This is a genomic window from Arthrobacter sp. RCC_34 (assembly GCF_041360795.1).
In the GTDB taxonomy this organism is placed as follows: domain Bacteria; phylum Actinomycetota; class Actinomycetes; order Actinomycetales; family Micrococcaceae; genus Arthrobacter_E.
The window spans coordinates 242573-266477 of record NZ_JBFUPW010000004.1 but is presented as its reverse complement, the minus strand read 5'-3'; the positions used below and the strand labels follow the sequence as shown (position 1 = coordinate 266477).

The window sequence follows — 23905 nt, the reverse complement described above, 5'->3', positions numbered from 1 at the left end:
ACTCTACGTTCCGCCTCCTGTCTGAACGGAACGTGAAATCTCCGTCATGACTGGCGCGACAGCCCGGAATGTGGCGAAATGGGAGAGAGTTCGCCTTTGAATCCAACGATTTGATTTAATGGGACTCTTCACTCCTCCTCCTGAAAAGAACTTCCATGGACCCGAACAACGAGCCTGAACAGCCGCCCCTCGGCAGCACCCGTCCCCTGGACCCCCGCGATGTGCCCGGCCGGCCCGGCCAGAATCCGCAGCAGGGCCCAGCCCAGCAGCAGGGGAACCCGTACCCGGGCGCCCAGAATCCCGGCGCCCAGAACCCGGGCCAGCAGTACCCGGGAAACCCCTACCCAGGGAACCAGTACCCGGGCGCAGGGCAGCAAGGGCAGCAGCAGAACCCGTACCCGGGTTCCTCCTACCCCGGCCAGGCTCCGACGCAGTCCTATCCTCAGCAGCCGGGACAGCAGCCCGGTCAGCAGCAGTCCTTCCAGGTGCACATCCCGGAAGAAGAGGACCACACGGTCCTCCGCAACGGCCTGCCTCCCGTGCCGCCGCCCCCGTCCTCCGGCAACCGCAAGACCCTGGCGATCGTGCTCGGCAGCATCGCCGCGGCACTGGTCGTGGTGCTCGTAGTCGTGTTCGCCTGGCTGGTGCCGGCGCTGTCCGGCACCAAGGAGCCGCGCGCCGTCGACACCGCCTCCCAGCAGAGCACTCCGGAGTCCAGTCCCGAGGAGACGGCGTCGGAGCAGCCTTCCGAAGAGCCGTCGCCGGAGGACACCACCGCCCCCGCCGTGTCGATGCCGGCCGGCGCCGTTCCGCTTCCGGACCCCTGGAAGGAATACAAGAGCCCGGATGGCGCGCCGGCGGACGGCGACTCCACGTTCAGCCGTTTCGTCACCGGTGAATCCAGCTTCGCCCGCCTGAAGGAATGGTCCACGGACGTCAGCCTCGGCATCACCAAGGATCCGGAAAGCGGCCAGGAGATGCAGCGGGCCGCCGCCGGCACCAACCAGCTCGACTCGGACGGCCTGTCCGTCGCGTTCTCCTTCTTCGCGGAATCGGAATCTCAGAAGTACGGTTCCGACCCGGAGAAGATCAAGGGCCTCATCAAGCAGCTCGAGACGAAGCTCAGTGGCATGTCGTCCGAACAGCTCGCCTCCGTGGTGGTGAGCCACAAGTGCGCCTCGGACTTCCGCACCACCAAGCCGGAGATCCGGTCCTTCCTCCGCGGCCTGGCCGTGGTGGTCGGCTTCGAATGCAAGACCTCCAAGGGCGACGCGATCCAGGGCGTCAACCTCTTCACCATCACGCCGTGGGGTACGCCCCAGCTGCTCGGCGTGAGCGGTCACCAGAGCTACTGGGACCAGCACCCCGGCCTCATGGCGGAGCTGGCCAACTCCTTCCGCATCAACAAGTGGCGGATGCCCTGAGCGGCCCACACCTCCCGCACGGCCTCGTCTGAGGCCGGCACTCCGCGCAGAGCCCGGGCCGTCGGTCCGGGCTCTGCGCGTCCCACTACAGTTGAAGGGTGACTGAACAGACCTCCGGCGCCCCCGGCCTGCCCGCCCCCGCACAGGACGCGGACGACGACGCCGGGGCGCGCGCCGTCGTCGCGCCGGATGCCGAGGGCGGGGCGGACACCGTCGTGGCTCCGGAAGTGGGCGTCGGGCCGTGGGAGGGGCCGTGGCCCGAGGGGGACCACTGGGATCCCGAGCTGCTGGAGCACGGCGACCGGCGCAATGTGCTGGACCAGTACCGGTACTGGAAGCACGACGCGATCGTGGCGGAACTCGACACCCGGCGGCATGACTTCCATGTGGCGATCGAGAACTGGCAGCACGACCTGAACATCGGGACCGTGGTCCGCACCGCCAACGCGTTCCTGGCCAAGGAGGTCCACATCATCGGGCGCCGGCGCTGGAACCGCCGGGGGGCGATGGTGACGGACAAGTACCAGCACATCCGGCATCACCCCACGGTCGCCGACTTCGTGGCCTGGGCTCAGGGCGAAGGACTCACGATCCTCGGGGTGGACATCTTCCCGGACTCCGTGCCGCTGGAGACGTATGAGCTCCCGAGGAACTGCGTCCTGGTGTTCGGTCAGGAGGGGCCTGGCCTCTCGGAGCAGGTCCACCGGGCGGCGGAGGCGACGCTGTCGATCGAGCAGTTCGGCTCCACCCGGTCCATGAACGCCGCCTCGGCTGCGGCGATCGCGATGCACGCCTGGGTGCGCCGGCACGTCTTCGGCCAGCACGTGTCCTGACGCGGCCCGGCCGACGACCCCGGCGCGCCGCACGATCCTGCGGAGCGCCGAGTGTGCCGCGCGTCATGATCCGGGCCACATTCCATGCCCGCCTGCTTGCTGGCTAGGATGGGTTCAGTCACGCGGAAATAGCGCGAATCGGTCGGCACCATCCCTGCTGTCCGGCCCATCCCGTTGCATCACCAGGAGTCAGCATGCCTATCGCAACCCCGGAAATCTACGCCGACATGATCGACCGTGCCAAGGCAGGCGGCTTCGCCTACCCGGCCGTGAACGTCACCTCCTCGCAGACCCTCAACGCGGCCCTCCGTGGCTTCGCCGAGGCCGGCTCTGACGGCATCATCCAGGTCTCCACCGGTGGCGCGGCCTACTGGTCCGGCGCCTCCGTCAAGGACATGGTGGCCGGTTCCCTCGCTTTCGCGGCCTTCGCCCGCGAAGTGGCCAAGAACTACGACATCAACATCGCCCTGCACACGGACCACTGCCCCAAGGACAAGCTTGACGGCTTCGTCCTGCCGCTGCTCGCAGCCTCCGAGGCCGAGGTCAAGGCCGGCCGCGACCCGCTCTTCAACTCCCACATGTGGGACGGCTCCCACGAGGAGCTCGGCGAGAACCTGCGCATCGCCCGTGAGCTCCTGGACCGCACCGCGGCCGCCAAGATGATCCTCGAGGTCGAGATCGGCACCGTCGGCGGCGAAGAGGACGGTGTGGAGAACGAGATCAACGAGAAGCTCTACACCACCACCGAGGACGCCCTGGCGACCATCGAGGCCCTGGGCTCCGGCGAGAACGGCCGCTACATCACGGCCCTCACCTTCGGCAATGTGCACGGCGTGTACAAGCCGGGCGGCGTGAAGCTGCGTCCCGAGCTGCTGAAGAAGATCCAGGAAGAGGTCGGCGCCAAGATCGGCAAGGCCAGCCCGTTCGACCTGGTCTTCCACGGCGGCTCCGGCTCCTCCGAGCAGGAGATCGCGGACGCCGTCTCCTACGGCGTCATCAAGATGAACGTCGACACGGACACCCAGTACGCCTTCACCCGTCCGGTGGCAGGCCACATGTTCAGCAACTACGACGGTGTGCTGAAGGTCGACGGCGAGATCGGCAACAAGAAGGCCTACGACCCGCGCGTCTGGGGCGCCTCCGCCGAGGCCGGCATGGCGGCACGCATCGTCGAAGCCGCTCAGCAGCTCGGTTCCGCCGGCAAGAGCGGCAAGTAAGCATGTCCGACGAATTCCGTTCGAACCTCCTGGGGCCCGAGCCCACGAAGCTGCCGGCCGAGACCGAGGTGTACCAGCATCTCGCCCTCGGCGCGCACCCTCAGGAGCTCGTGGCGAAGTACCCGGCGTCGTCCCTGCTCTGGGCCCTCGCGGCCGAGCAGGCCTGGACCGAAGGCCGGACCGTCGAGTCCTACGCCTTCGCCCGGGTCGGGTACCACCGTGGCCTGGACGCCCTGCGCCGCAACGGCTGGCGCGGCGCCGGTCCCATCCCGTGGGAGCACGAGCCGAACCAGGGCTTCCTCCGGGCGCTCTACGCGCTGGGCCGCGCCTCCGCGGCCATCGGTGAGCCCGACGAGCCGGAGCGGATCGCGACCTTCCTGAACGACTCGGACCCCACGGCGAAGGCGGCCATCGAGGCCCTCTGAGTTCCGGCTGAGTTGTACGACGACGGCGGGCACCTTTCGCAGGAAAGGTGCCCGCCGTCGTCGTACCCGCCATCAACCCTCCTGCTGAGTCCGCTGCCCCGGTGGCGAATCCGCTATCTCATGTAGCGGATTCACCACCTGGACCACGGACTCGGCATCCGGTCGACGGGGGTGAGGGCCGAAGCTGTCCCGCTCAGCCCTTGCGCAGTTCGCGCCGCAGGATCTTGCCGGACGCCGACTTCGGGATCGCGTCCAGGAACTCGACCTGCCGGACCTTCTTGTGCGGGGCGACGTGGGCCGCCACGAACTCCATGACCGCGGCGGCGTCGAGCTCCGAGCCGGGCTGCCGCACGACGAAGGCCTTGGGCACCTCCTGGTGGTCGTCGTCGTAGGCGCCGACCACCGCGACGTCGGCCACCTCCGGGTGCGTGAGCAGCAGGGCCTCCAGCTCGGCCGGCGGGATCTGATAGCCCTTGTACTTGATGAGCTCCTTGAGCCGGTCGACGATGCTGACCACGCCGGTGGAGGAGACCGTGGCGATGTCCCCGGTGTGCAGGAAGCCGTCGGTGTCGAGGGTCTCCGCCGTCGCTTCGGGGAGGTTCAGGTACCCCACCATGACGTTGGGCCCGCGGCAGAGCAGGTGACCCGGTTCGCTCACCCCCTCGGACGGCGGGTCGATGTCCTCCCCGGTGGCCAGGTCCACGATCCGGATGTCCATGTTCGGCACCGTGTAGCCGCAGCTTCCGAGCGGCACGCCTTCGGACGAGCGGGGGATCAGGTGGGAGACCGGGCTCATCTCGCTCATGCCGTAGCCCTGCAGCATCGTGCAGCCGAGACGTTCCGCGACGGCGTGACCCAGTTCCTCGTCCAGCGGCGCGGCCCCGGACAGCGCGGTGTGGACGCTGGAGAGGTCGTAGTCCGCCACGAGGGGGTGTTTCGCCAGGGCCACGGCCACCGGCGGCGCGATGAAGAGATACGTCACGCGGTGCTCCTGGATGATGCGCAGGAACTCCGTGAGGTCGAACTTGGGCATCGTGACGAGCTGTGCGCGTTCGGACAGCGCCAGGTTCAGCAGCACGGTCATCCCGTAGATGTGGAAGAACGGGAGGAGCGCCAGCAGCACGTCGTCGCGGCTGACCTCCAGGAGAGCGCGGCTCTGCTGGACGTTGGCCACCAGATTGCGGTGCGTGAGCATGACGCCCTTGGGCTTGCCGCTCGTGCCCGACGAGAAGGGGAGCGCCGCGATGTGGGTGGCGGGGTCGAGGTGCACCTCGGGCGCCGGGTGGCCGGCGGTCAGCACATCCTTGAGGGACGGGTGTCCGGGAGCGCCGTCCAGGACCACGAGGCGTTCAGCGGGGATGCCCTGATGGGCCGCGGCAGCTTCGGCGCGCTCGAGGAACGGCGAGATCGTGAAGAGCCAGCCGGCCCCGGCGTCCTCGAGCTGGTGACCCACTTCGTCGGCCGTGTAGAGGGCGTTGATAGTGGTGGCCGCGGCGCCGGCGCGGAGGATCCCGTGGAATACGGCGGCGAAGGCCGGGATGTTGGGGGAGAAGAGCCCCACCACATCGCCCGGCCGCACGCCATGGGCGGCCAGATAGCCGGCGACCGCGTCGATCTGCGTCACGAGCGTCCCGTAATCGGTCGGCGCGCCGGTGGTGCCGTCCACCAGGGCGATCCGCTCCCGGTCCTTGTCATCCAGTGAGCCGAAAAGGTAGTCATAAACGCTCACATCGGGGATGTCGACGTCGGGGAACGGGCTGCTGAACACGGTGCCTCCTGCGTGCCGGTACCAGGCGCCGTCCGGGCCGCGGTGCCTTGGTTACCGGTCAGTATGGGTGATCCAGGCCGAAATGGCGAGAGGTCCGGACCGGCCACGGCGTGCGACTTGACAAGATGACAGATCGAGATCTCTTACCCGTTGACACAGTGTGCCTCCGATGGTGCACTGAAAAGAGCACTGCATGGCAGCAGTAGGGGGCCGGGTGCTTTTCATCACTCAACTGCTATGACAAGGCATCACCATGGAGAATCAGTCCACCACTCGTCCATTCCGTTCCCGGAAAGTCCGCGCCATCCTGGCCGGAGGTCTCGTTCTGGGAGTAGGCGCGGTCTTCACGCTCGCCGCCTGGACCGACAATGAATGGGTCTTCGGCCAGAACGACGCCGGCACCGGCGGCCCGGGCACCAAGACCTACCAGATGGAGCAGAACACCTGGACCGGGACCGCGGGCGCCGCGTCCTGGAGCGATCAGGGCAGCAAGAACGGCGGGGCCCTGACCTTCGCCGTCAACGCCGACAAGCTGGTCCCGGGCAGCACGGTCTACGCGCCGATGCAGCTCCGAGCCGCTGTAGGATCCGAAGCGCTGACCGCCACCCTCGCCGAGGGCGTCCAGGCCACCCCCGTGGTGGACCCCACGAACAACTCGGCGCTCTACGCGGCCCTGACCTACTCGGCGAAGTCCGGCGTGACGAAGGCACAGTGCAACGCGGCCGGCTTCAGCGCCAACGGCGCCGTCCTGGTCGCCGCAGGCCAGCCGCTGACCGCCACCTCGGCCACCCCGATCAGCCTGCCTGCAGGCCCGGACGCGGCCACGGCCGGCACCGGGGTGGACATCTGCCTCGCGATCACGCTACCGACCACGGCGGATCCGTCGCTCCAGGGCAAGAAGACCACCCCGCTCTGGCACTTCACCAGCACCGTCGGTTCCTGATCGGTGCTGACGCGCAGCATCAGGACGGTCCGCGAAGTTCTCCTGAGCCTCGCGGCCGTCCTGGGCCTGTTGTGTCTGCTGTCCGTCCTGGCGGCCTTGCTGTTCGGTGCGGGATTCGTGGTGTTCCGGACCGGTTCCATGGAACCGGATTACCCGGTGGGCGCCCTGTCCCTCACGGTGCGGGTTCCCGCTGACCAACTCAAGCCCGGGGAGGTGGCCTCCGTGACGCGTCAGGGCACGAAGACCCTGGTCACGCACCGCGTGGTGTCCGTGGCACCCGAGCCCGGCGCCGGGAAGGGTGCGGCGACCCTGGTGCTCAAGGGCGACGCCAACAGCTCCCAGGATCCTGTGCCATACCAGGTGACCACCGCGCAGCGAGTGGTCTTCACCGTCCCCGTCCTGGGTTCCTGGGTCATGGCGACCCGCGGCCCGTGGTTCCTGGGAGCCGCCACCCTCGTGCTCGCCGCGCTGGTGACCTGGGCGTTCTGGCCGCACCGGGAGCCGCGGCACCGCGGAGGGCAGCAGGCAGGTCCCCAGGAGTCGTCATGAGACGGGCCGGACGCCGTGCCGCTCTCCTGCTCATGGGTCTCGCCATGGTCTGTGGGTCCGCGGGGGCGGCGAGCGGCGCGGATCAGGGCCCGGTGTTCACCCCCGTCCCGGAGACGGGCGAGCGGGGGCACCTCCAGCTCGCTTCGTCGCCTTATCCCCTGATCTTCCCTTCGCTGCGGCCGGGGCAGCAGTACAGCTGGCAGCTCAGGTTACGGGTGGCCGACGGCGACCCGGCCGCGACCTCGCTGAAGCTCAGCGCCACGGGTGCGCTCGCGGAGACCGGGGGCTACCTGGTCACGGTGCGCGAGTGCTCCGAACTCTGGAACGGGGCGAGTGGCGTGGGCGCGGAACTCCGCTGCCCGGCGCATCCCGTGGTCCGGGTCGACCGTGAGGCGCTGAAATCGGTGGATCCGCAGACGAGCGTGCCGCTGGCGGGGCTGCCGCGCGGGAGGGACTCCTACCTGGCGGTCACTCTGCAGGCGCCGCACGGGACTCCGGCGGCTCCGCAGGGCGGCCTGCGGCTCGGGCTCGGGATCACCGCGCAGTCGGAGGACGACGCCGGGACCACCTCTCCGGAGGACGGTCACCTGGGCTCGACGGGCTTCGAGGGGGGCCGCTTCGCGCTGTTCGGCGGCGGGGTGCTGTTGGCCGGAGCGGCTTTGTGGGCGGCATTTCGGCGGGTTCCGGCCGCCGTGGCCCAGCGGGAAGGACACGACGAGGAGAAGGACGGAGGAGCATCGTGAGGATGAAGGGCGGGATCGCCGCAGCGCTGGCCGCGTGCGCCGTCGTCGTCTCCGCCGTGCCCACGTCCGCCGCCTGGAGTGACCGCGAATGGGTCGCGGGCAGCGGCCTCGGGGCCTATACGGTCCCGCCTGCCACCCTGACCAGGGCGTGCGCCTACAACGCCGGGGTGGCGGGGATCGGCGCCAAGGTCATCATCTACTGGAAGCCGCCGACCGGGTTCACCCTGACCAACGCCACCGTGTACGCCTCGCAGAGCGGCCTCGGGTCGGCACTGGCTCCTCTGACAGGCTTTTCCATGACCTCGAACACCACGGGCACCACCGCGGAATACACCACCAACGTCCCCGTGAACCTCCTCGGAGGTCTCCTCGGCCTGGGCACCGATCTGGAGCTGGCGATCGTCATCAACAGCGGGACCTGGCCTTCGGTGCCGGTCAAAGTCCGCGCCAACCCTGGGCTCGTGGGCGGTCTGGGCGGGTCCTGCACGAATATCGGCTGACCCTCGTGAAGCGGCCCGATGCGGGCTGTCGGCCCCGGTCGACTAAGCTGGGTAGGTCAACGCCCCTGCCGAATCCTCGGGGAGGATCTAATGCCAGCAATCGTGATCGTCGGAGCCCAGTGGGGCGATGAAGGCAAGGGAAAGGCCACCGACCTCCTGGGCGGGCGCGTGGATTACGTGGTCAAGCCCAACGGCGGCAACAACGCCGGCCACACGGTCGTGGTGAACGGTGAGAAGTACGAGCTCAAGCTCCTTCCCGCCGGCATTCTCAGCCCCAACGCCATCCCGGTGATCGGCAACGGCTGCGTGGTGAACCTCGAGGCTCTCTTCCAGGAGATCGACGGTCTGGAAGCCCGTGGCGCGGACACCTCCCGCCTCCGAGTCTCCGCCAACGCCCACCTCGTGGCCCCGTACCACCAGGTGCTGGACAAGGTCACCGAGCGCTTCCTCGGCAAGCGCGCGATCGGCACCACGGGCCGCGGCATCGGCCCCGCCTACATGGACAAGGTGGCCCGCCTCGGCCTCCGCGTCCAGGACGTCTTCGACGAGTCGATCCTCCGCCAGAAGGTGGAAGGCTCCTTGCACCAGAAGAACCAGCTCCTGGTCAAGGTCTACAACCGCCGCGCCGTGGAGGTGGAGGAGATCGTGCAGTACTTCCTCTCCTTCGCCGAGCGCCTGCGCCCGCTGATGATCGACTCGACCTACGAGCTGAACAAGGCCCTGGACGAGGGCAAGGTGGTCCTCATGGAGGGCGGCCAGGCCACCTTCCTGGACGTGGACCACGGCACCTACCCGTTCGTGACCTCGTCCAACCCCACCGCGGGCGGCGCGTCCGTGGGCTCCGGCATCGGGCCCACGCGCATCTCACGTTCCATCGGCATCATCAAGGCGTACACCACGAGGGTGGGCGCCGGCCCGTTCCCCACCGAGCTGTTCGACGACATGGGTCTCTACCTGCAGAAGACCGGCGGTGAGTTCGGCGTGAACACCGGCCGTCCGCGCCGCTGTGGCTGGTACGACGCCGTCCTGGCCCGTCACGCCTCCCGCGTCAACGGCTTCACCGACTACTTCCTCACCAAGCTGGACGTCCTCACCGGCATCGAGCAGATCCCGGTCTGCGTGGCCTACGACGTCGACGGTGTCCGTCACGACGAGATGCCGATGACGCAGACGGACTTCCACCACGCGAAGCCCATCTTCGAGTACTTCCCGGGCTGGACCGAGGATATCAGCGGCGCCAAGAGCCTGGACGACCTCCCGGAGAACGCCCGCAACTACGTCCTCGCGCTGGAACGCCTTTCCGGCACCCGGTTCTCCGCCATCGGCGTGGGCCCGGACCGCGAGCAGACCATCGTCGTCCACGACCTGATCGAGGACTGATTTCCTCATCCCTTTCTCGAGGGCCGGTGGCGCGTTGGCGCCGCCGGCCCTCGGCGTTCGGGGCCCGGGGGATGCATTCCCGGAAGCGGCGCATCGCGCGCCGCAGCGAGGAACGAGCGCAGGCGTGTGTCTAAGCCGCGTGGGAATGCATCCTCCAGGCGGAGGAATAGGCTAGGGGCATGGCACACGTCAACGATCCCGCCGTCATCGAGAAGCTCATCACCACGAAGGGCCGCTGGGCCGTGGTCGGGCTGAGCACCAACGAATGGCGCGCCGCCTACGACGTCTCCCTCACCGTCCGCGACCGCATGGGCATGGAGATCATCCCCATCAACCCCAAGGGTGAAGACGTCCACGGCGAGAAGGGCTACACGCTGCTGTCCGAGGTTCCGGGTCAGGTGGATGTGGTGGAGTGCTTCGTGAACTCCGAACGCGTCGGCGCGGTCGTCGATCAGGCCATCGAGGCCGGCGCCAAGGCGATCTGGATGCAGCTCGGCGTCGTGGACGAGGCCGCCGCAGAACGCGCGGAGGCCGCCGGGCTCGACGTCGTCATGAACGAGTGCCCGGACCGGGTGCTGCACCGCTGGGCCCAGCAGGGCCGGCGCCTGGACACGGATGGCGCCACGGGCGCCTGACGCCCCGCACACGCACGCACGACGACGGCGGGTGGCCCCGGCGTCGTCGCCCCCGGTTGAGAGCCGCAGACGGCGGCCTGGCGAAGAGGAGCGGTCATGGACGCCCGTGAGCTGCGCGAGTTCTGCCTGGAGTTCCCGGGCGCTGTCGAGGACTTCCCGTTCGACCCGGACACGTCGGTCTTCAAGGTCGCGTCCGAGGTGGAGGGCGCCCGGCATCCGGCGAAGATGTTCGCCCTGACCCGGCTGCGGTCCGTGCCGTTGTCCGTGAGCCTGAAATGCGATCCCGTGCTGGCCCTGCAGCTGCGGGCGGGTTACCCGCAGATCACCGGAGCCTGGCATCTGAACAAGAAGCACTGGAACGGCGTGCTCCTGGAGGGGCTGCCGGATGAGCTGCTGCGGAACATGATCGAGGACTCCTATGACCTCGTCGTGTCCGGGCTGAGCCGTCGCCAGCAGGAACAGCTGAGCTGGAAGGGCCTGGTCGAGCGCGGCTGAACGGGGTTTTCCGGGCGGGTTTTCCGGTCACCAGATCCGGTTGGCGCGCCGGGCCAGGTGGTGGGGCCGGGCCGGGCAACAGGGATGTCTGACCGGGCCCCACCACTGTCCCCAGGACCAGGTCCTGGGCACCGGGTGACCGCCTCCTAAAACAGCCACCCTGCCACCCGCGATGGGAATCCCCCGATTCCTTCCGCGGGCGCACCGCACGCGCCCCCGAGGGCTACCCCTGAGACCACCGTGCCGCGTACTGTGCAGGGTAGCGCCGGGTGCTGAGTCCACTCCCAAGTAGTGACCACCCGATTCTCACCGGCGCGTGGGCCGACGTCAGGCCGCGACCCGCCCGAAAAGAGAGGGGCGATCGTGGTCCGGAGTCGTGGGTCGCAGCGCTGAACTGCGGCGATCCTCGTAAAGCCCCGGGACGGGAGGTGTTCTGAAACCTCACCGACCCCTGGCGGTTATGAAATCGCAATGAAAGAAGTTGATCAAAACTCCCGGGAAATATTGCGTTTCGCTCAAAGATGGTGTTGCATATCACACAGACGCGGGTCTGCTTGGATCCAGGTCACGCTGGTCGAAGTCGCAGATGACCCGCCCAGTTCCTTTGAGTCATCGGAAGGTAACGATATGAAAATGCAGAATCAGCCGTTCGCGCGGCGTGGATTCCTCCGGGGGGCGCTCGCCACGGCTGCGGTCATCCCCATGGGTGGCGCATTGGCTTCCTGCGCGTCCGGCGGTGACAGTGCCGCTCCGGCCGCCACCGGCAACGTCTCTGCAACGAACCCCTTCGGCCTGGCGGACAAGGCCACGGTCGACGCGGTGATCTTCAAGGGTGGCTATGGTGTGGACTACGTGGAGTTCGCCGCCAAGACCGCCGAGAAGAAGTTCGCCGGCAGCACCTTCAAGGTCGCAGCCTCCTCGGCCATCTCCGCCGAGCTGCAGCCGCGTTTCGCCGGCGGCAACCCGCCGGACCTGATCGACAACTCCGGTGCCCAGTCCATCGGCATCTCCACCATCCTGGACCAGCTCGAGGACCTCAAGTCCGTGGTCGACGCCAACAACTACGAGGGCGCCAAGATCTCCGACACCCTGTACGAGGGCGTGCTCGCACCGGGAACCTTCGGTGACAAGGTCGCGGCCATCAACTACGTGCTCACCGTCTACGGCCTCTGGTACTCCGCCTCCCTCTTCAAGGACAACGGCTGGACCGTGCCGAAGACCTGGGACGAGGCGTTCGAACTCGGCGAGAAGGCCAAGGCCAAGGGCAAGTTCCTGTTCCTCTGGGGCAAGGAAGCCGCGACCTATTACCAGGAACTCGCGTTCGCCTCCGCCATCAAGGAGGGTGGCCAGGACGTCCGCCTGAACATCGAGAACCTGAAGCCGGATGCCTGGAAGCAGGACGCCATCATGAAGGTGTTCAAGGCTCTCGAGAAGCACATCAAGGCCGGTCACTTCAAGCCGGGCGGCTCGGGCACGCAGTTCACCGCGGCCCAGGCTCAGTGGTCCAACGCGCAGGAAGCCCTGCTCTACCCGTCCGGGTCCTGGATCGAGAACGAGATGAAGGACCAGACCAAGGCGGACTTCCAGATGACCGGCACCCCGGTGCCGACCGTCACCTCCGGGTCCAAGCTGCCTTTCGAGGCACTGCACTCCGGCGCGGGCGAGCCCTTCATCGTGCCGTCCCAGGGCAAGAGCGTCGCCGGCGGCAAGGAGCTGCTGCGTGCCATGCTCTCCAAGGAAGCGGCCACGAACTTCGCCAAGACCAAGCTTTCGCCGACGATCGTCAAGGGCACCGTTCCCGCCGACGGCTTCGGCTCGACGGCGCTGGTCTCCCAGACGAAGATGCTCGACGCCGCAGGCAAGAACGTCTTCAACTGGCAGGTCTTCGACCTCTACGGCACCAACAAGGACCAGCTCGTCGTGTGGAACGCCTTCCTGGACGGCAAGAGCTCCGCGGAGGAGCTGGCCGATGCACTGCAGAAGATCTCGGACAAGGTCGCTGCCGATTCGTCCATCAAGAAGGTTGAAATCAAGTGACCCTGCCTGTTCCGGGCACCACCACGGGCGGCGGCCTCCCGGCCGCCGCCCCGCGGCGGCGGAAGCCGCTCACCTGGGACAAGGTCAGCTTCATGCTGGTGTTCCTTGGCGTTCCCCTCGTGATCTACGGGCTCTTCGTGGTGTGGCCATTCCTCCAAGCGTTCTACTACAGCCTGACGGACTGGTCGGGCTTCTCCCCGAAGTTCAACTTCGTCGGACTCGCGAACTACATCAAGATCTTCCAGGACGATCTGTTCCTGAAGGCGCTGGGCAACAACATCCTGCTGCTCATCGTGGTTCCCCTCGTGACGATCGTTCTCTCCCTGGCACTCGCCGTCGTCGTCACCGTGGGCGGCAGCAGCAAGGGCCAGGTCAAGGGCCTGAAGGGCTCCAGCTTCTACCGCGTGGTCTCCTTCTTCCCGTACACCATCCCCGCGATCGCCATCGGCATCATGTGGGGACAGATCTACGACCCGAGCGGCGGCCTGCTGAACGGCCTGCTCCGGGGAATGGGACTGCAGAACTTCAAAGATTTCGCGTGGCTGGGCAACTCGAACACCGCGATGTTCGCCTCCATGTTCGTCATCATCTGGGGCTTCGTGGGCTTCTACATGGTGCTCTTCATCGCCGGCATCAAGGGCATCCCCGCCGAACTGTATGAGGCGGCGCGCATCGACGGCGCTGGGCGTTTCCGCACCGCTGTGAGCCTGACCATCCCGATGATCCGCGACAACATCCAGACCGCCTACGTCTATCTGGGCATCCTCGCCCTCGATGCCTTCGTCTACATGGCGGCCCTCTTCCCGAACGCCGGTGGCCCGGAGAACACCACGCTGGTTATGTCCCAGCAGCTGTTCTTCACCGCGTTCCAGCGTGGCCAGTTCGGCACCGCGACCGCCATGGGTGTGGTCATGGCCGTGGCGACGCTCATCTTCTCAGGACTCGTCTTCCTGGTGAACCGGCTGACCGGTGGTAAGGATCAGGAACTCGTATGAGCATTCTCAACAAGACGAAGGCTCCCGAAGGACACGTGGAGCGCAGGGCCGAGTCGACGACGAGCGACCGCGTGGTGGCCGGAAGCAGCCACGTGGTGCTGATCCTGTGGTCCGCCATCGTCGTCCTGCCGCTGCTCTGGACGTTCATGTCCTCCTTCAAGACCTCCGCGGAGATCTTCGCCTCGCCGTTCGCGCTGCCGAGTGTGTGGCGCTTCGACAACTACACCCGGGCGTGGACCGAGGCCGGCATCGGCCAGGCCTTCGGAAACTCGCTCATGCTGGTGGGCGCGTCCCTGGTGCTCGTGATGCTGCTGGGCGCCATGTCGGCCTACGTCCTGGCGCGCTTCAGGTTCTGGGGCAACCGCTTCATCTACATCCTGCTGCTGGCGGGCAACACCTTCCCGGTCTTCCTGGCCATGGTGCCCCTGTTCAAGATGCTCGAGCGGATGCACCTGCTGAACACCCTGTTCGGCCTGATCCTCACGTACGTGGGCTTCGCCCTGGCCTTCACGGTGTTCTTCCTGCACAGCTTCTTCAAGAACCTGCCGGGTGAGATCGCGGAAGCCGCCGCGATCGACGGCGCGGGCGAGTGGCGGACGTTCTTCCAGATCATGCTGCCGATGGCCAAGCCGGGCCTCGCTTCCGTGGCGATCTTCAACTTCCTGGGTCTGTGGAACCAGTTCCTCATCCCGGTGACGATCAACGCCGCCGGCCCGAAGGTGCTCTCGCAGTCCCTGGCGGCCTTCGCACAGCAGATGGGTTACGCCGTCGACTTCGGCGCACTGTTCGCCGCGGTCACCATCACGGTGATCCCCGTCCTGGTGGTCTACATCATCTTCCAGCGTCAGCTGCAGGGCTCGGTGTCGCAGGGCACGTCCCGCTAGACACCGACGCCACGGCCCCCGAACGCTGAAGGCCCCCGACCCGTCGACGACGGTCCGGGGGCTTTCGCGTACCCGCCTCTCCCTGCCCCTTTCATCGACTGCTCCATAGGATGTCGTTCCGGGCCGGAATTCCCGTGGAATGACATCCTATGGAGCAGTCGATCAGGCGTGTGGATAACCCGACGCACCATCGGCCGGATCGGTGTTTGATGTGGACCATGACCATCAAGAGGCCAACGCCCACTTCGGAGCTGATGAACCCCTTCAGGACCGGGGCTGCCGAAGGAGCCGGATATTCGACCCGGGTACTCAACCGCCTGGGTGCTCAGCACCTGGGAAAAGGGGTCTGGTCGTGGTCCCTGACGGACATCAATGGAGTCCCGGACGGCTTGAGCGGTGCTGCCCTGGCGCGGTGGATCGCTCCGTTCCTGGAGACCAACCGCGGAGTGGCCGCCTCGCTCTGGACGGCTGCCAGGATCTGGGAACTGCCCGTGTGGGATCGTGGAGATCACAGGGTTCACGTGCTCCGGTCCGACTCTGCCGCCGACCTCGCGCGGCCTTTCGTCGAGGCTCACCGCGCGAAGCTGCTCCCCGGCGAGATCTGCTGGTTCCAGGGTGTGCCGGTGACCACGCCCGCCCGGACGTGGCTCGATCTCGCCGCCGTCGTCACCCTGGATGAGCTCGTGGTGGTGGGGGATACCTGCGTCCGGATCCCGCGGCCGGACTTCGAAACCCGGACCGGGCCGCACGCCACACCCGGGGAGCTCCGCGCTGTCGTCGGCGGGCACCGCGGTAAACGGGGGATCAGCCCGGCACGGGCGGCCCTGGAGCTCATCCGGGTGGGTGCCGACTCGCCCCAAGAGACACTGCTGCGGCTCGCCTTCGAGCGTGCCGGGTTCCCCGAGCCCCTGTTGAATCCCCGGGTAGCGGTCCCCGGGACGGGCGAGGAGTTCCAGCCCGACCTCGCCTTCCCCGAGCACAGGATCGGCGTGGAGTACGACGGCGAGCATCACAGCGCGGCCGCGCAGGTCGGACGGGACATCCGGAGAGCGGAGAAGTACGCGCGGGCTGGATGGCTGGAGGTGAGGCTTTCGAAGGAGCACACCGTCGACGACCAGCGGCTCGCGATCCGGAAGGTCAGAGACGCCCTGGTGTCCCGGGGCTGGCGCAAAGCCGCTTAAACGACGATCGACTGCTCCATTGGATGCCGGAATCCGCCGGAAAGGGCAGAAAACGACATCCTGTGGAGCAGTCGATCGAGGGGGAGGGTCAGCCGAAGTACTTCGGCAGGGTCCCCTCGTGGGCCTCGCGGAGGGCGTCGAGCGGGAGCGTGTCCACGCCGTTGATCTCCAGGGCGCCGGAAGCGGAGTCCACTACACCGATGCGGGCGTGGGCGAAGCCGCGGGCCGTGCACATGTCGTTGAAGCGGACTTCCTCGCTCCGCGGCACGGACACGATGGCCCGGGCCTGGGACTCGGAGAACAGCAGCGTGAACAGGTCCACGCCATCGCGTTCCGCGACCTCGTCCAGGCCGATCCGGGCGCCGACGTTGTAGCGCAGTGCCGACTCCACGAGAGCCGCGGCGAGGCCGCCCTCGGAGAGGTCGTGCGCGGCGTCGACCATGCCGTCACGGGAGGCGTTGATCAGGATCTCACCCAGAGTGCGCTCGGCGGCGAGGTCCACGCGAGGCGGCAGGCCGCCCAGGTGACCCCGCAGCTTGGACCACTCGGAGCCGTCCAGTTCGGCCGCCGTCGTGCCCAGAAGGTAGATGGCCTGGCCATCCTCACGCCAGCCGGACGGGGTGCGGCGCGCGACGTCGTCGAGCTTGCCGAGCACCGCGACCACGGGGGAGGGATGGATCGGCGTGGTGCCGGTCTGGTTGTACAGGGAGACGTTGCCGCCCGTGACCGGGACACCCAGCTCCATGCAGGCGTCCGAGAGGCCCCGGATGGACTCGGCCAGCTGCCACATGACGTCCGGGTCCTCGGGGGAGCCGAAGTTCAGGCAGTCGGAGACCGCCATCGGCACGGCGCCGCCGGTGGCCACGTTGCGGTAGGCCTCGGCCAGCGCCAGCTGTGCGCCCTGGTAGGGGTCCAGGTAGGTGTAGCGGCCGTTGGCGTCGGTGGAGAGCGCGACGCCCAGACCGGTCTCCTCGTCCACGCGGATCACGCCGGCGTCGTCCGGGAAGGCCAGGGCGGTGTTGCCGCCCACGTAGCGGTCGTACTGCTTGGTGATCCAGGACTTGTCGCACATGTTCGGCGACGCGACCAGCTCGGTCACGGCGGCGGCGAGCTCGCCGGACGTGGCGGGGCGGCCGGCGTCCTGCACCGAACCGGCGAAGGTGTCCGCCTGCAGGGCATCCTGCCAGGACGGGCGGGCGTAGGGGCGGTCGTAGACAGGACCGTCGTGCGCGACCGTCTTCGGGTCCACGTCCACGATCACTTCGCCGTCCCAGGTGATGATGAGGCGGCCGGTGTCGGTGACCTCGCCGAGCCACGAGTACTCCACGGCCCACTTGTCCATGACGGCCTCGAACGCCTCGACGTTCTCCGGCGTCACGACGGCCATCATGCGCTCCTGGGACTCGGACATGAGGATCTCGCCCGGAGTCAGGGTGGGGTCACGCAGCAGGACGCTGGTCAGCTCGACCTGCATACCGCCGTCGCCGTTGGAGGCCAGCTCCGAGGTGGCGCAGGAGATGCCCGCGGCGCCCAGGTCCTGGATGCCCTCCACGAGGGAGTGCTTGAACAACTCGAGGCAGCACTCGATGAGCACCTTCTCGGCGAAGGGGTCGCCCACCTGGACGGCGGGGCGCTTCGAGGGCTTGGTGTCGTCGAAGGACTCCGAGGCCAGCACAGAAGCGCCGCCGATGCCGTCGCCACCGGTGCGGGCGCCGAACAGCACGACCTTGTTGCCCTTGCCGGAGGCGTTCGCCAGGCGGATGTCCTCGTGGCGCATGACGCCCACCGCGAGGGCGTTCACCAGCGGATTGCCCTGGTAGACCGCGTCGAAGACCATTTCGCCGCCGATGTTCGGCAGGCCCAGCGAGTTGCCGTAGCCACCGATGCCGGCCACGGCGCCGTGCATGACGCGCGCGGTGTCCGGGTGGTCGATCTCGCCGAAACGGAGCGGATCCATGACGGCGACCGGACGGGCGCCCATCGAGATGATGTCACGCACGATGCCGCCGATGCCGGTCGCGGCGCCCTGGTACGGCTCCACGAACGACGGCGAGTTGTGGGACTCGATCTTGAAGGTCACGGCCCAGCCGTCACCCAGGTTGGTGACGCCGGCGTTCTCGCCGATGCCGACCAGCATGTCCTTCTTCATCTCCTCGGTGACCTTCTGGCCGAACTGGCGCAGGTGGTTCTTGGAGGACTTGTAGGAGCAGTGTTCGCTCCACATCACGGAGTACATGGCCAGCTCGGCGCCGGTGGGGCGGCGGCCCAGGAGCTTGACGATCTCCTCGAACTCGTTCTGCTTCAGGCCCAGCTCGGCCCACGGCAGTTCGACCTCGGGGGTGCCCGCCGCGTTGGCGACGGTGTCGATGTTGAACTTGGCAGTGGTTTCCTGGGTCATCACTTTCCTCCCACGATCTGGGTCAGCACGGAGGTGAAGAAGCCGAGGCCGTCCACCGAGTGGCCGCCGTCCTGCTCCGGGCCGAAACCGGCCTCCACCGCGTGCTCGGGGTGCGGCATGAGGCCCACCACGTTGCCGGCGGCATTGGAGATGCCGGCGATGTCACGGCGCGAGCCGTTCGGGTTGAAGCCGACATAGCGGAACACCACGCGGCCCTCCGCCTCGAGCGCGTCGAGCGTCTTCTCGTCGGCGATGTACTGGCCGTCCTGGTTCTTCAGCGGAACCGTGATCTCCTGGCCCTGCGTGTAATCCGCGGTCCAGGCGGTGTTCGCGTTCTCCACGCGGAGCACCTGGTCGCGGCAGATGAACTTCAGGTGGTCGTTCTTGATCATGGAGCCCGGCAGCAGGTGGGACTCGGTCAGGATCTGGAAGCCGTTGCAGATGCCGAGGACCGGCAGCTTGGCGTCCGAGTTCGCGGCGTCCACGATCTTGCCCATGAGGGGCGCGAAGCGGGCGATGGCCCCGGCGCGCAGGTAGTCGCCGTAGGAGAAGCCGCCGGGGATCACCACGGCGTCCACGTCCGCGAGCTCGGTGTCGGCGTGCCAGAGAGAAACGGCCTCGGCGCCGGCGAGACGCACGGCGCGGGCGGCGTCGCGGTCATCCAGCGTCCCGGGGAAGGTCACGACGCCGATCCGGGCGCCGGCGAGAGGGGTGATGGCCGCGGCGGCGACCTCACCGATCAGGGGGATCTCGGTCATGATCAGGCCTCGACGACCTGGATGTTGACCACGTCTTCGATCACGGGGTTGGAGAGCAGGGTCTCGGCGGCGTCACGGGCCTTGGCCAGGATCTCGTCCGTCACCTCACCCTCGACCTCGAGCTCAAAGCGCTTCCCCTGGCGGACCGACACGAAATCGGTGAAGCCGAGGCGGGGCAGCGCGCCCACGATGGCCTTGCCCTGCGGGTCAAGGATTTCGGGCTTGGGCATGACGTCGACGACGATCCGGGGCATCCGGCAACTCCTGTGTGCGTGCGTGCGTTGAACCTGGGCCGGGTGTCGCCCCAGGCCAGGGCCGTCACGGAAGTGTTGCCGTCTCACGCGCTTTCCGCTTCCACGCATGGGCTCCCGGAAGGAGATGAGAGGCGGGGAAAACGGTGGCAGCGACGCTCCGCGAGCTTGCACCTCCCATTCTACCGGGTGCGCCCGGGCCTTCGCGCCGTGTTTAGGCTATGTGGATGAGCGCCCGGAAGAGCCCCGCACCTGGTCCCTGCCCCTGCCTGAGCGGGGAGTCCTACGACGCCTGCTGCGGCCGTTTCCACGCGGGGGAGGCCTGGCCTCCGACCGCCGAGGCGCTCATGCGGAGCCGGTACAGCGCCTTCGCCGTGCTGGACGAGGACTACCTGCTCGCCACCTGGCATCCGGACACCCGCCCTCGGGACCTCGAGCTGGACGAGGACCTCCGCTGGCTCAGGCTCGACATCACCGACACCACGGCGGGCGGCCCCTTCGACGCGGAGGGGACCGTCACCTTCCGCGCGCATTACCGTGCCCCGGCGGACGACGACGGCGACGCGGCGCCGTCGTCGCGCACCGTGCGCGGGGTGCAGGAAGAGGTGAGCCGCTTCGTGCGGGAGGGCGGGCGCTGGTACTACGTCAATGCTGCCGGATGAGCGTGCCCTGAGGCTGACCTGGGCTCATTAGCGAATACACACATACGCATTTCCGCCGGGTCAAACCGCGGCGGACGGTCGTACCGTGGAAGAAGCGGGGACCCCCGCCGCGAGAGACCAGCAGGAGGAATGATGAGCACTCACGTCACCGAAGTGTCCGCTTGCAGTGTGGATGCCTGTTCGTTCAACCACGACGGTTGCACGGCCTACGGCATCACGATCGGCGGCAGTGACCACCACGCACAGTGCGCCACCTTCATCGACACGAGCTCCCTCGGCGGGCTGCCCAAGGTTCTGGCGCACGTCGGCGCGTGCCAGCGCAGCGAGTGCCGGCACAACGACCACCTCATGTGCGGCGCGCACGAGGTGAAGATCGGCCCCGGGGCGGAGCGCGCGGACTGCCTCACGTACGACCCGGCCGGCTGACAGCGCAGCCGATCACGCGGCCGATAACGCAACTGATAACAAACTGTGAAATAACCCTGTCACAACTGGGTGCTGCTCCATTAGGGTAAGAGTCAACCTGAGTGTGAGCCGCGTAACAACGCGGCCGATCGGGCATGACCCCTCCGGTCAAGGGACTGGAGGACCTTCGTGAAAGGTTCACGCACCCATGAGAAGAACAGGGAAGGGCCTCCTGCGCGGCAGGGCGCTCACCAAGGCCCTCGCGGCCGGCGTCAGCATCCCCGTGCTCCTGAGCACGGCCGTCATGACGCCCGCCCAGGCCGCACCCACGGTGGTGCCCGGGCAGAGCAGCATCCAGCAGTTCCAGGCGGGCCGCTACATCGTGGTCCTCGCCGAAAAGCCTGCCGCAAGCTACGACGGCGGGACCCCGGGCCTCGCGCCCACCAAACCGGAGGCGGGCCGCAAGCTGGACGCCGGAAACCAGAACGTCCAGCGGTACCGTCAGCACCTCCAGTCGGTCCAGAAGCAGGTCGCTGGGCAGGAGGGCGTGGCCATCAAGCGCAGCTTCTCCACGGCCCTGAACGCGTTCTCCGCTCAGCTCAGCGCCGAGCAGGCGAGCAAGCTCGCCAAGGACCCGAAGGTCCTGACCGTGGCCCCGGACCGGCAGTACGCCCCGGACTACTCCAGCACGGACTACCTCAAGCTTCCTGGCAAGACCGGCCTCTGGCAGCAGCAGCTGGGCGGGGTGAAGAACGCGGGCAAGGGCGTGGTCGTCGGCGTGATCGACTCCGGATACACCCCGTCGAGCCCGTTCTTCGCCGGTGACGAGGTCAAGCCTCTCCAGGGCGCCCCGAAGGTCGGCGTCCCGTACCGCAACGAGGACGGCAAGATCGCCATGCTCAAGTCGGACGGTGACACGTTCGTGGGCGACTGCCAGGCAGGCGACGGCTTCGAAGGGACCGAGTGCAACTCCAAGGTGCTCTCCGCCCGCTACTTCGCCGATGACTTCCTCAACACCGTCCCGCCGGAGCACCGCGCACCGGAAGAGCTGATCTCCCCGGTCGACGTCGGAAGCCACGGCACCCACACCGCGAGCACCGCGGCCGGCAACTCCGATGTCCGCGCCAATCTGGGCGACCGGGACATGGGCATCACGAGCGGTGTCGCCCCGGCGGCCAAGCTCTCCATCTACAAGGTCTGCTGGGAGGACGATGACCCGGACACGGGCGGTTGCTACTCCTCCGCCTCCGTGGCCGCCATCGACCAGGCCATCCTGGACGGCGTCGACGTCCTGAACTACTCCATCTCCGGCAGCGCCACGAGCACCACCGACCCGGTCTCCCTGGCGTTCCTCTCCGCCGTCTCCGCCGGTGTCTTCGTCTCCGTCTCGGCCGGCAACAGCGGCCCGACCGCGAGCACCGTCAACCACGGCGCCCCGTGGCTGACCACCGTGGCAGCCAGCTCCTTCACGAGCGAACTGCAGGGCACGGTCGAGTTCGAGGACGGCACCAAGTTCCGCGGAGCGAGCCTCATGGCCAAGGAGGTCCCGTACAGCAACCTGGTCCTCTCCGGGAACGCCGCGTCCGGCAAGGGCAACGCGAACCTGTGCGCCCCGGACAGCCTCGACCCCGCCAAGGTGGGCGGCAAGATCGTGGTGTGTGACCGTGGCGTGGTGGACCGCGTCGCTAAGAGCGCCGAGGTCAAGCGCGCCGGCGGCGTCGGCATGGTCCTGGTGAACTTGAGCGCCTCCAGCGAGGACGTGGACATGCACGCCGTGCCCACGGTCCACGTCAACCCGCCGGCCACGCAGCAGATCAAGGACAAGGTCACCGCGAACCCGGCCATCAAGGCCCGGCTGGTCAACCATGACACCACCGGTCTCCCGGCGGAGCCCCAGCCGCAGGTCGCAGGCTTCTCCTCGCGTGGCCCGCTGCTGGCCTCCGGCTCCGATCTGCTGAAGCCCGACGTCGCCGCCCCCGGCGTCGCCGTCCTGGCCGGTGTGTCCCCGATCGCGGAGCACGGCGCGCTGTTCGGCATGATGTCCGGCACGTCCATGGCGTCCCCGCACATCGCGGGCTTCGGCGCCCTGGCGCTCTCCAAGAACCCGCAGTGGTCGCCCGCCACCATCAAGTCGGCGCTCATGACCACCGCGACGGATCTGAAGAAGGCCGACGGCACCAAGGACAAGGACCTTTTCGCCACGGGCGCCGGTCAGGTCAACCCCGCCGGGTTCCTGAACCCCGGACTCGTGTACGACGCCGGTCAGGACGACTACCTGCGGTACATCCAGGGCCTGGGCTTCGACCTCGGCATCCCGGGTCTCGGCTCCACCAAGACCCGCGACATGAACGTCCCGTCCTTCGCCCTCGGCAATCTGACGGGCCGTATCGAGGTCACCCGCACGCTCACCGCGCTGACCCCCGGCCTGTACCGCGCCGTGGCCAACGTCCCGGGCGTGAACGTCAAGGTCACCCCGTCGGTGCTGAACTTCAACGCCGCCGGGCAGAAGAAGACCTTCAAGGTCAGCTTCGAAAACGCTGGCGCTCCGCTGGGCCAGTTCGCGATGGGCCAGCTGAGCTGGCAGGGTGCGGGCAAGAGTGTCACGTCGCCGATCGCGGTCCGTCCGCAGTCGGCCGTGGCGGCCACCAACCTGTCCTTCACCACCGCCAAGGGAACGGACAAGGCCACTTTCCCGGTGACCTCGGGCAGCGACCGTCCGACCAAGCTGACCCTGGACGGCCTGTCCAAGGCGGATGCCACGCAGATCCAGCTCGTTCCCGGCCCGGCCGGTGACAAGCCGGACGCCTCCAACGCGTCGAAGACCGTGACGGTTCCGGCCGGCACGCCGTTCGTCCGCTTCGCGGTGGCGTCCTCGCAGGACAACGCCGACTTCGACCTGGTGGTCCTGGGCCCGAACGGCAAGGTCTACACGGCGGCCACCGCCTCCGCGAGCGAGTCCGTCTCCCTGACGAACCCCGAGCCCGGTCAGTACACCCTGCTGGCCAACCTGTACGCGAGCCCGGGCAACCAGCCCGTCAAGGCGAGCCTGGAGGCTTCGGTGCTCGGAGCCTCCGTGGGCAACGCCACGGTGACGCCGAACCCGCTCGTGCTCAAGAACGGCAAGACGGCCGACGTCACGCTCGCGTGGAAGGGCCTGACCCCGGGCTCCTACATCGGGCGCGTCAGCTACGCCGGCTCCTCGGTGCAGACCTTCGTGAACGTCGTGGTGACGGGCACCGGAGCCTCGGTGGCGGCCCCCGCTGCGGAGAGCCCGGATGCCGGAGTCCGCGCCAAGGCGGAGCAGGAACTGCAGAAGCGTCCCGACCTGAATCAGGAGGACGCTCCGGCGGCCGGTTGATCCCGACCGCTGAGTGACGCGGAAGGGCCGGTGGGACATGTCCCATCGGCCCTTCCGTCGTTTC

Annotated in this window: 22 protein-coding genes; 18 read left to right on the top strand and 4 right to left on the bottom strand. The window is 67.9% G+C overall.

Annotated elements, in window-relative coordinates; all coding sequences use genetic code 11:
* The first annotated feature begins 155 nt into the window (after positions 1-155).
* From AB6732_RS15705 to AB6732_RS15690, 4 genes are all read left to right on the top strand, one after another.
* Positions 156-1424 (top strand): hypothetical protein, encoded by a 1269-nt coding sequence (locus AB6732_RS15705; protein WP_370960825.1) that lies wholly within the window; start codon positions 156-158, stop codon positions 1422-1424.
* 215 nt (positions 1425-1639) lie between these two features.
* A complete protein-coding gene (locus AB6732_RS15700) occupies positions 1640-2257 on the top strand; it encodes a TrmH family RNA methyltransferase (RefSeq protein WP_370961031.1) in 618 nt (205 codons plus the stop codon).
* Positions 2258-2451: 194 nt separating this feature from the next.
* Positions 2452-3474 (top strand): class II fructose-bisphosphate aldolase, encoded by a 1023-nt coding sequence (gene fbaA / locus AB6732_RS15695; RefSeq protein WP_144630119.1) that lies wholly within the window; start codon positions 2452-2454, stop codon positions 3472-3474.
* A 2-nt stretch (positions 3475-3476) separates the two neighbouring features.
* The gene (locus tag AB6732_RS15690; protein WP_370960824.1) at positions 3477-3899 is read left to right on the top strand and encodes a DUF3151 domain-containing protein; all 423 of its coding nucleotides are present in this window, start codon (positions 3477-3479) and stop codon (positions 3897-3899) included.
* Between the two features lie 193 nt (positions 3900-4092).
* On the opposite strand, the gene AB6732_RS15685 is transcribed toward AB6732_RS15690, so the two are convergent.
* Positions 4093-5667: an AMP-binding protein gene (locus AB6732_RS15685; protein ID WP_370960823.1), complete on the bottom strand. Its 1575-nt coding sequence runs from the start codon at positions 5665-5667 to the stop codon at positions 4093-4095.
* Positions 5668-5920: 253 nt separating this feature from the next.
* On the opposite strand from AB6732_RS15685, the gene AB6732_RS15680 reads away from it, so the two are divergent.
* The 11 genes from AB6732_RS15680 (at position 5921) to AB6732_RS15630 (ending at position 16009) form a co-directional block, all read left to right on the top strand.
* The gene (locus AB6732_RS15680; protein WP_370960822.1) at positions 5921-6610 is read left to right on the top strand and encodes a SipW-dependent-type signal peptide-containing protein; all 690 of its coding nucleotides are present in this window, start codon (positions 5921-5923) and stop codon (positions 6608-6610) included.
* A 3-nt stretch (positions 6611-6613) separates the two neighbouring features.
* Positions 6614-7159: a signal peptidase I gene (locus AB6732_RS15675; RefSeq protein ID WP_370960821.1), complete on the top strand. Its 546-nt coding sequence runs from the start codon at positions 6614-6616 to the stop codon at positions 7157-7159.
* On the top strand, positions 7156-7902 hold the full coding sequence (locus AB6732_RS15670) for a hypothetical protein (RefSeq protein ID WP_370960820.1): 747 nt from the start codon (positions 7156-7158) through the stop codon (positions 7900-7902). The genes AB6732_RS15675 and AB6732_RS15670 overlap by 4 nt, the downstream gene beginning before the upstream one ends.
* Before the next feature lie 2 nt (positions 7903-7904).
* A complete protein-coding gene (locus tag AB6732_RS15665; protein ID WP_370961030.1) occupies positions 7905-8402 on the top strand; it encodes a SipW-dependent-type signal peptide-containing protein in 498 nt (165 codons plus the stop codon).
* A gap of 90 nt (positions 8403-8492) precedes the next feature.
* Positions 8493-9782 (top strand): adenylosuccinate synthase, encoded by a 1290-nt coding sequence (locus AB6732_RS15660; RefSeq protein WP_370960819.1) that lies wholly within the window; start codon positions 8493-8495, stop codon positions 9780-9782.
* Between the two features lie 179 nt (positions 9783-9961).
* Positions 9962-10417 carry a CoA-binding protein gene (locus tag AB6732_RS15655; RefSeq protein WP_370960818.1) on the top strand — a complete coding sequence of 152 codons (456 nt, stop codon included), beginning with the start codon at positions 9962-9964 and terminating at the stop codon, positions 10415-10417.
* A gap of 96 nt (positions 10418-10513) precedes the next feature.
* A complete protein-coding gene (locus AB6732_RS15650) occupies positions 10514-10912 on the top strand; it encodes an MmcQ/YjbR family DNA-binding protein (protein ID WP_370960817.1) in 399 nt (132 codons plus the stop codon).
* Between the two features lie 627 nt (positions 10913-11539).
* Positions 11540-12949, top strand: coding sequence for an N-acetylglucosamine/diacetylchitobiose ABC transporter substrate-binding protein (gene ngcE / locus AB6732_RS15645; protein ID WP_370960816.1), 1410 nt, complete (start codon positions 11540-11542; stop codon positions 12947-12949).
* A gap of 92 nt (positions 12950-13041) precedes the next feature.
* Positions 13042-13944 carry a carbohydrate ABC transporter permease gene (locus AB6732_RS15640; RefSeq protein ID WP_370961029.1) on the top strand — a complete coding sequence of 301 codons (903 nt, stop codon included), beginning with the start codon at positions 13042-13044 and terminating at the stop codon, positions 13942-13944.
* Positions 13941-14828 (top strand): carbohydrate ABC transporter permease, encoded by an 888-nt coding sequence (locus tag AB6732_RS15635; protein WP_370960815.1) that lies wholly within the window; start codon positions 13941-13943, stop codon positions 14826-14828. The genes AB6732_RS15640 and AB6732_RS15635 overlap by 4 nt, the downstream gene beginning before the upstream one ends.
* A 389-nt stretch (positions 14829-15217) precedes the next feature.
* Entirely contained in the window at positions 15218-16009 is a 792-nt protein-coding gene (locus AB6732_RS15630) for an endonuclease domain-containing protein (RefSeq protein WP_370960814.1), read from the top strand.
* An 88-nt stretch (positions 16010-16097) separates the two neighbouring features.
* Here the strand turns inward: AB6732_RS15630 and purL are convergent, their stop codons facing one another.
* Genes purL through purS form a run of 3 tightly spaced genes read right to left on the bottom strand, consistent with a single transcriptional unit; the run spans position 16098 to position 19419 of the window.
* The gene (gene purL / locus AB6732_RS15625) at positions 16098-18407 is read right to left on the bottom strand and encodes a phosphoribosylformylglycinamidine synthase subunit PurL (RefSeq protein WP_370960813.1); all 2310 of its coding nucleotides are present in this window, start codon (positions 18405-18407) and stop codon (positions 16098-16100) included.
* The gene (purQ, locus tag AB6732_RS15620) at positions 18407-19165 is read right to left on the bottom strand and encodes a phosphoribosylformylglycinamidine synthase subunit PurQ (RefSeq protein ID WP_370960812.1); all 759 of its coding nucleotides are present in this window, start codon (positions 19163-19165) and stop codon (positions 18407-18409) included. Before purQ ends, purL begins: the two co-directional genes overlap by 1 nt.
* 2 nt (positions 19166-19167) lie before the next feature.
* Entirely contained in the window at positions 19168-19419 is a 252-nt protein-coding gene (gene purS / locus AB6732_RS15615; protein WP_066214728.1) for a phosphoribosylformylglycinamidine synthase subunit PurS, read from the bottom strand.
* A 224-nt stretch (positions 19420-19643) separates the two neighbouring features.
* Between purS and AB6732_RS15610 the strand changes: the two genes are divergently transcribed.
* The 3 genes from AB6732_RS15610 to AB6732_RS15600 all read left to right on the top strand — a co-directional run bounded on the left by AB6732_RS15610 (position 19644) and on the right by AB6732_RS15600 (position 23841).
* Positions 19644-20078 carry a YchJ family protein gene (locus AB6732_RS15610; protein ID WP_370960811.1) on the top strand — a complete coding sequence of 145 codons (435 nt, stop codon included), beginning with the start codon at positions 19644-19646 and terminating at the stop codon, positions 20076-20078.
* A gap of 132 nt (positions 20079-20210) precedes the next feature.
* Positions 20211-20504, top strand: coding sequence for a DUF1540 domain-containing protein (locus AB6732_RS15605; protein ID WP_370960810.1), 294 nt, complete (start codon positions 20211-20213; stop codon positions 20502-20504).
* Between the two features lie 187 nt (positions 20505-20691).
* Positions 20692-23841 carry a S8 family serine peptidase gene (locus AB6732_RS15600; RefSeq protein WP_370960809.1) on the top strand — a complete coding sequence of 1050 codons (3150 nt, stop codon included), beginning with the start codon at positions 20692-20694 and terminating at the stop codon, positions 23839-23841.
* Positions 23842-23905 lie beyond the last annotated feature (64 nt).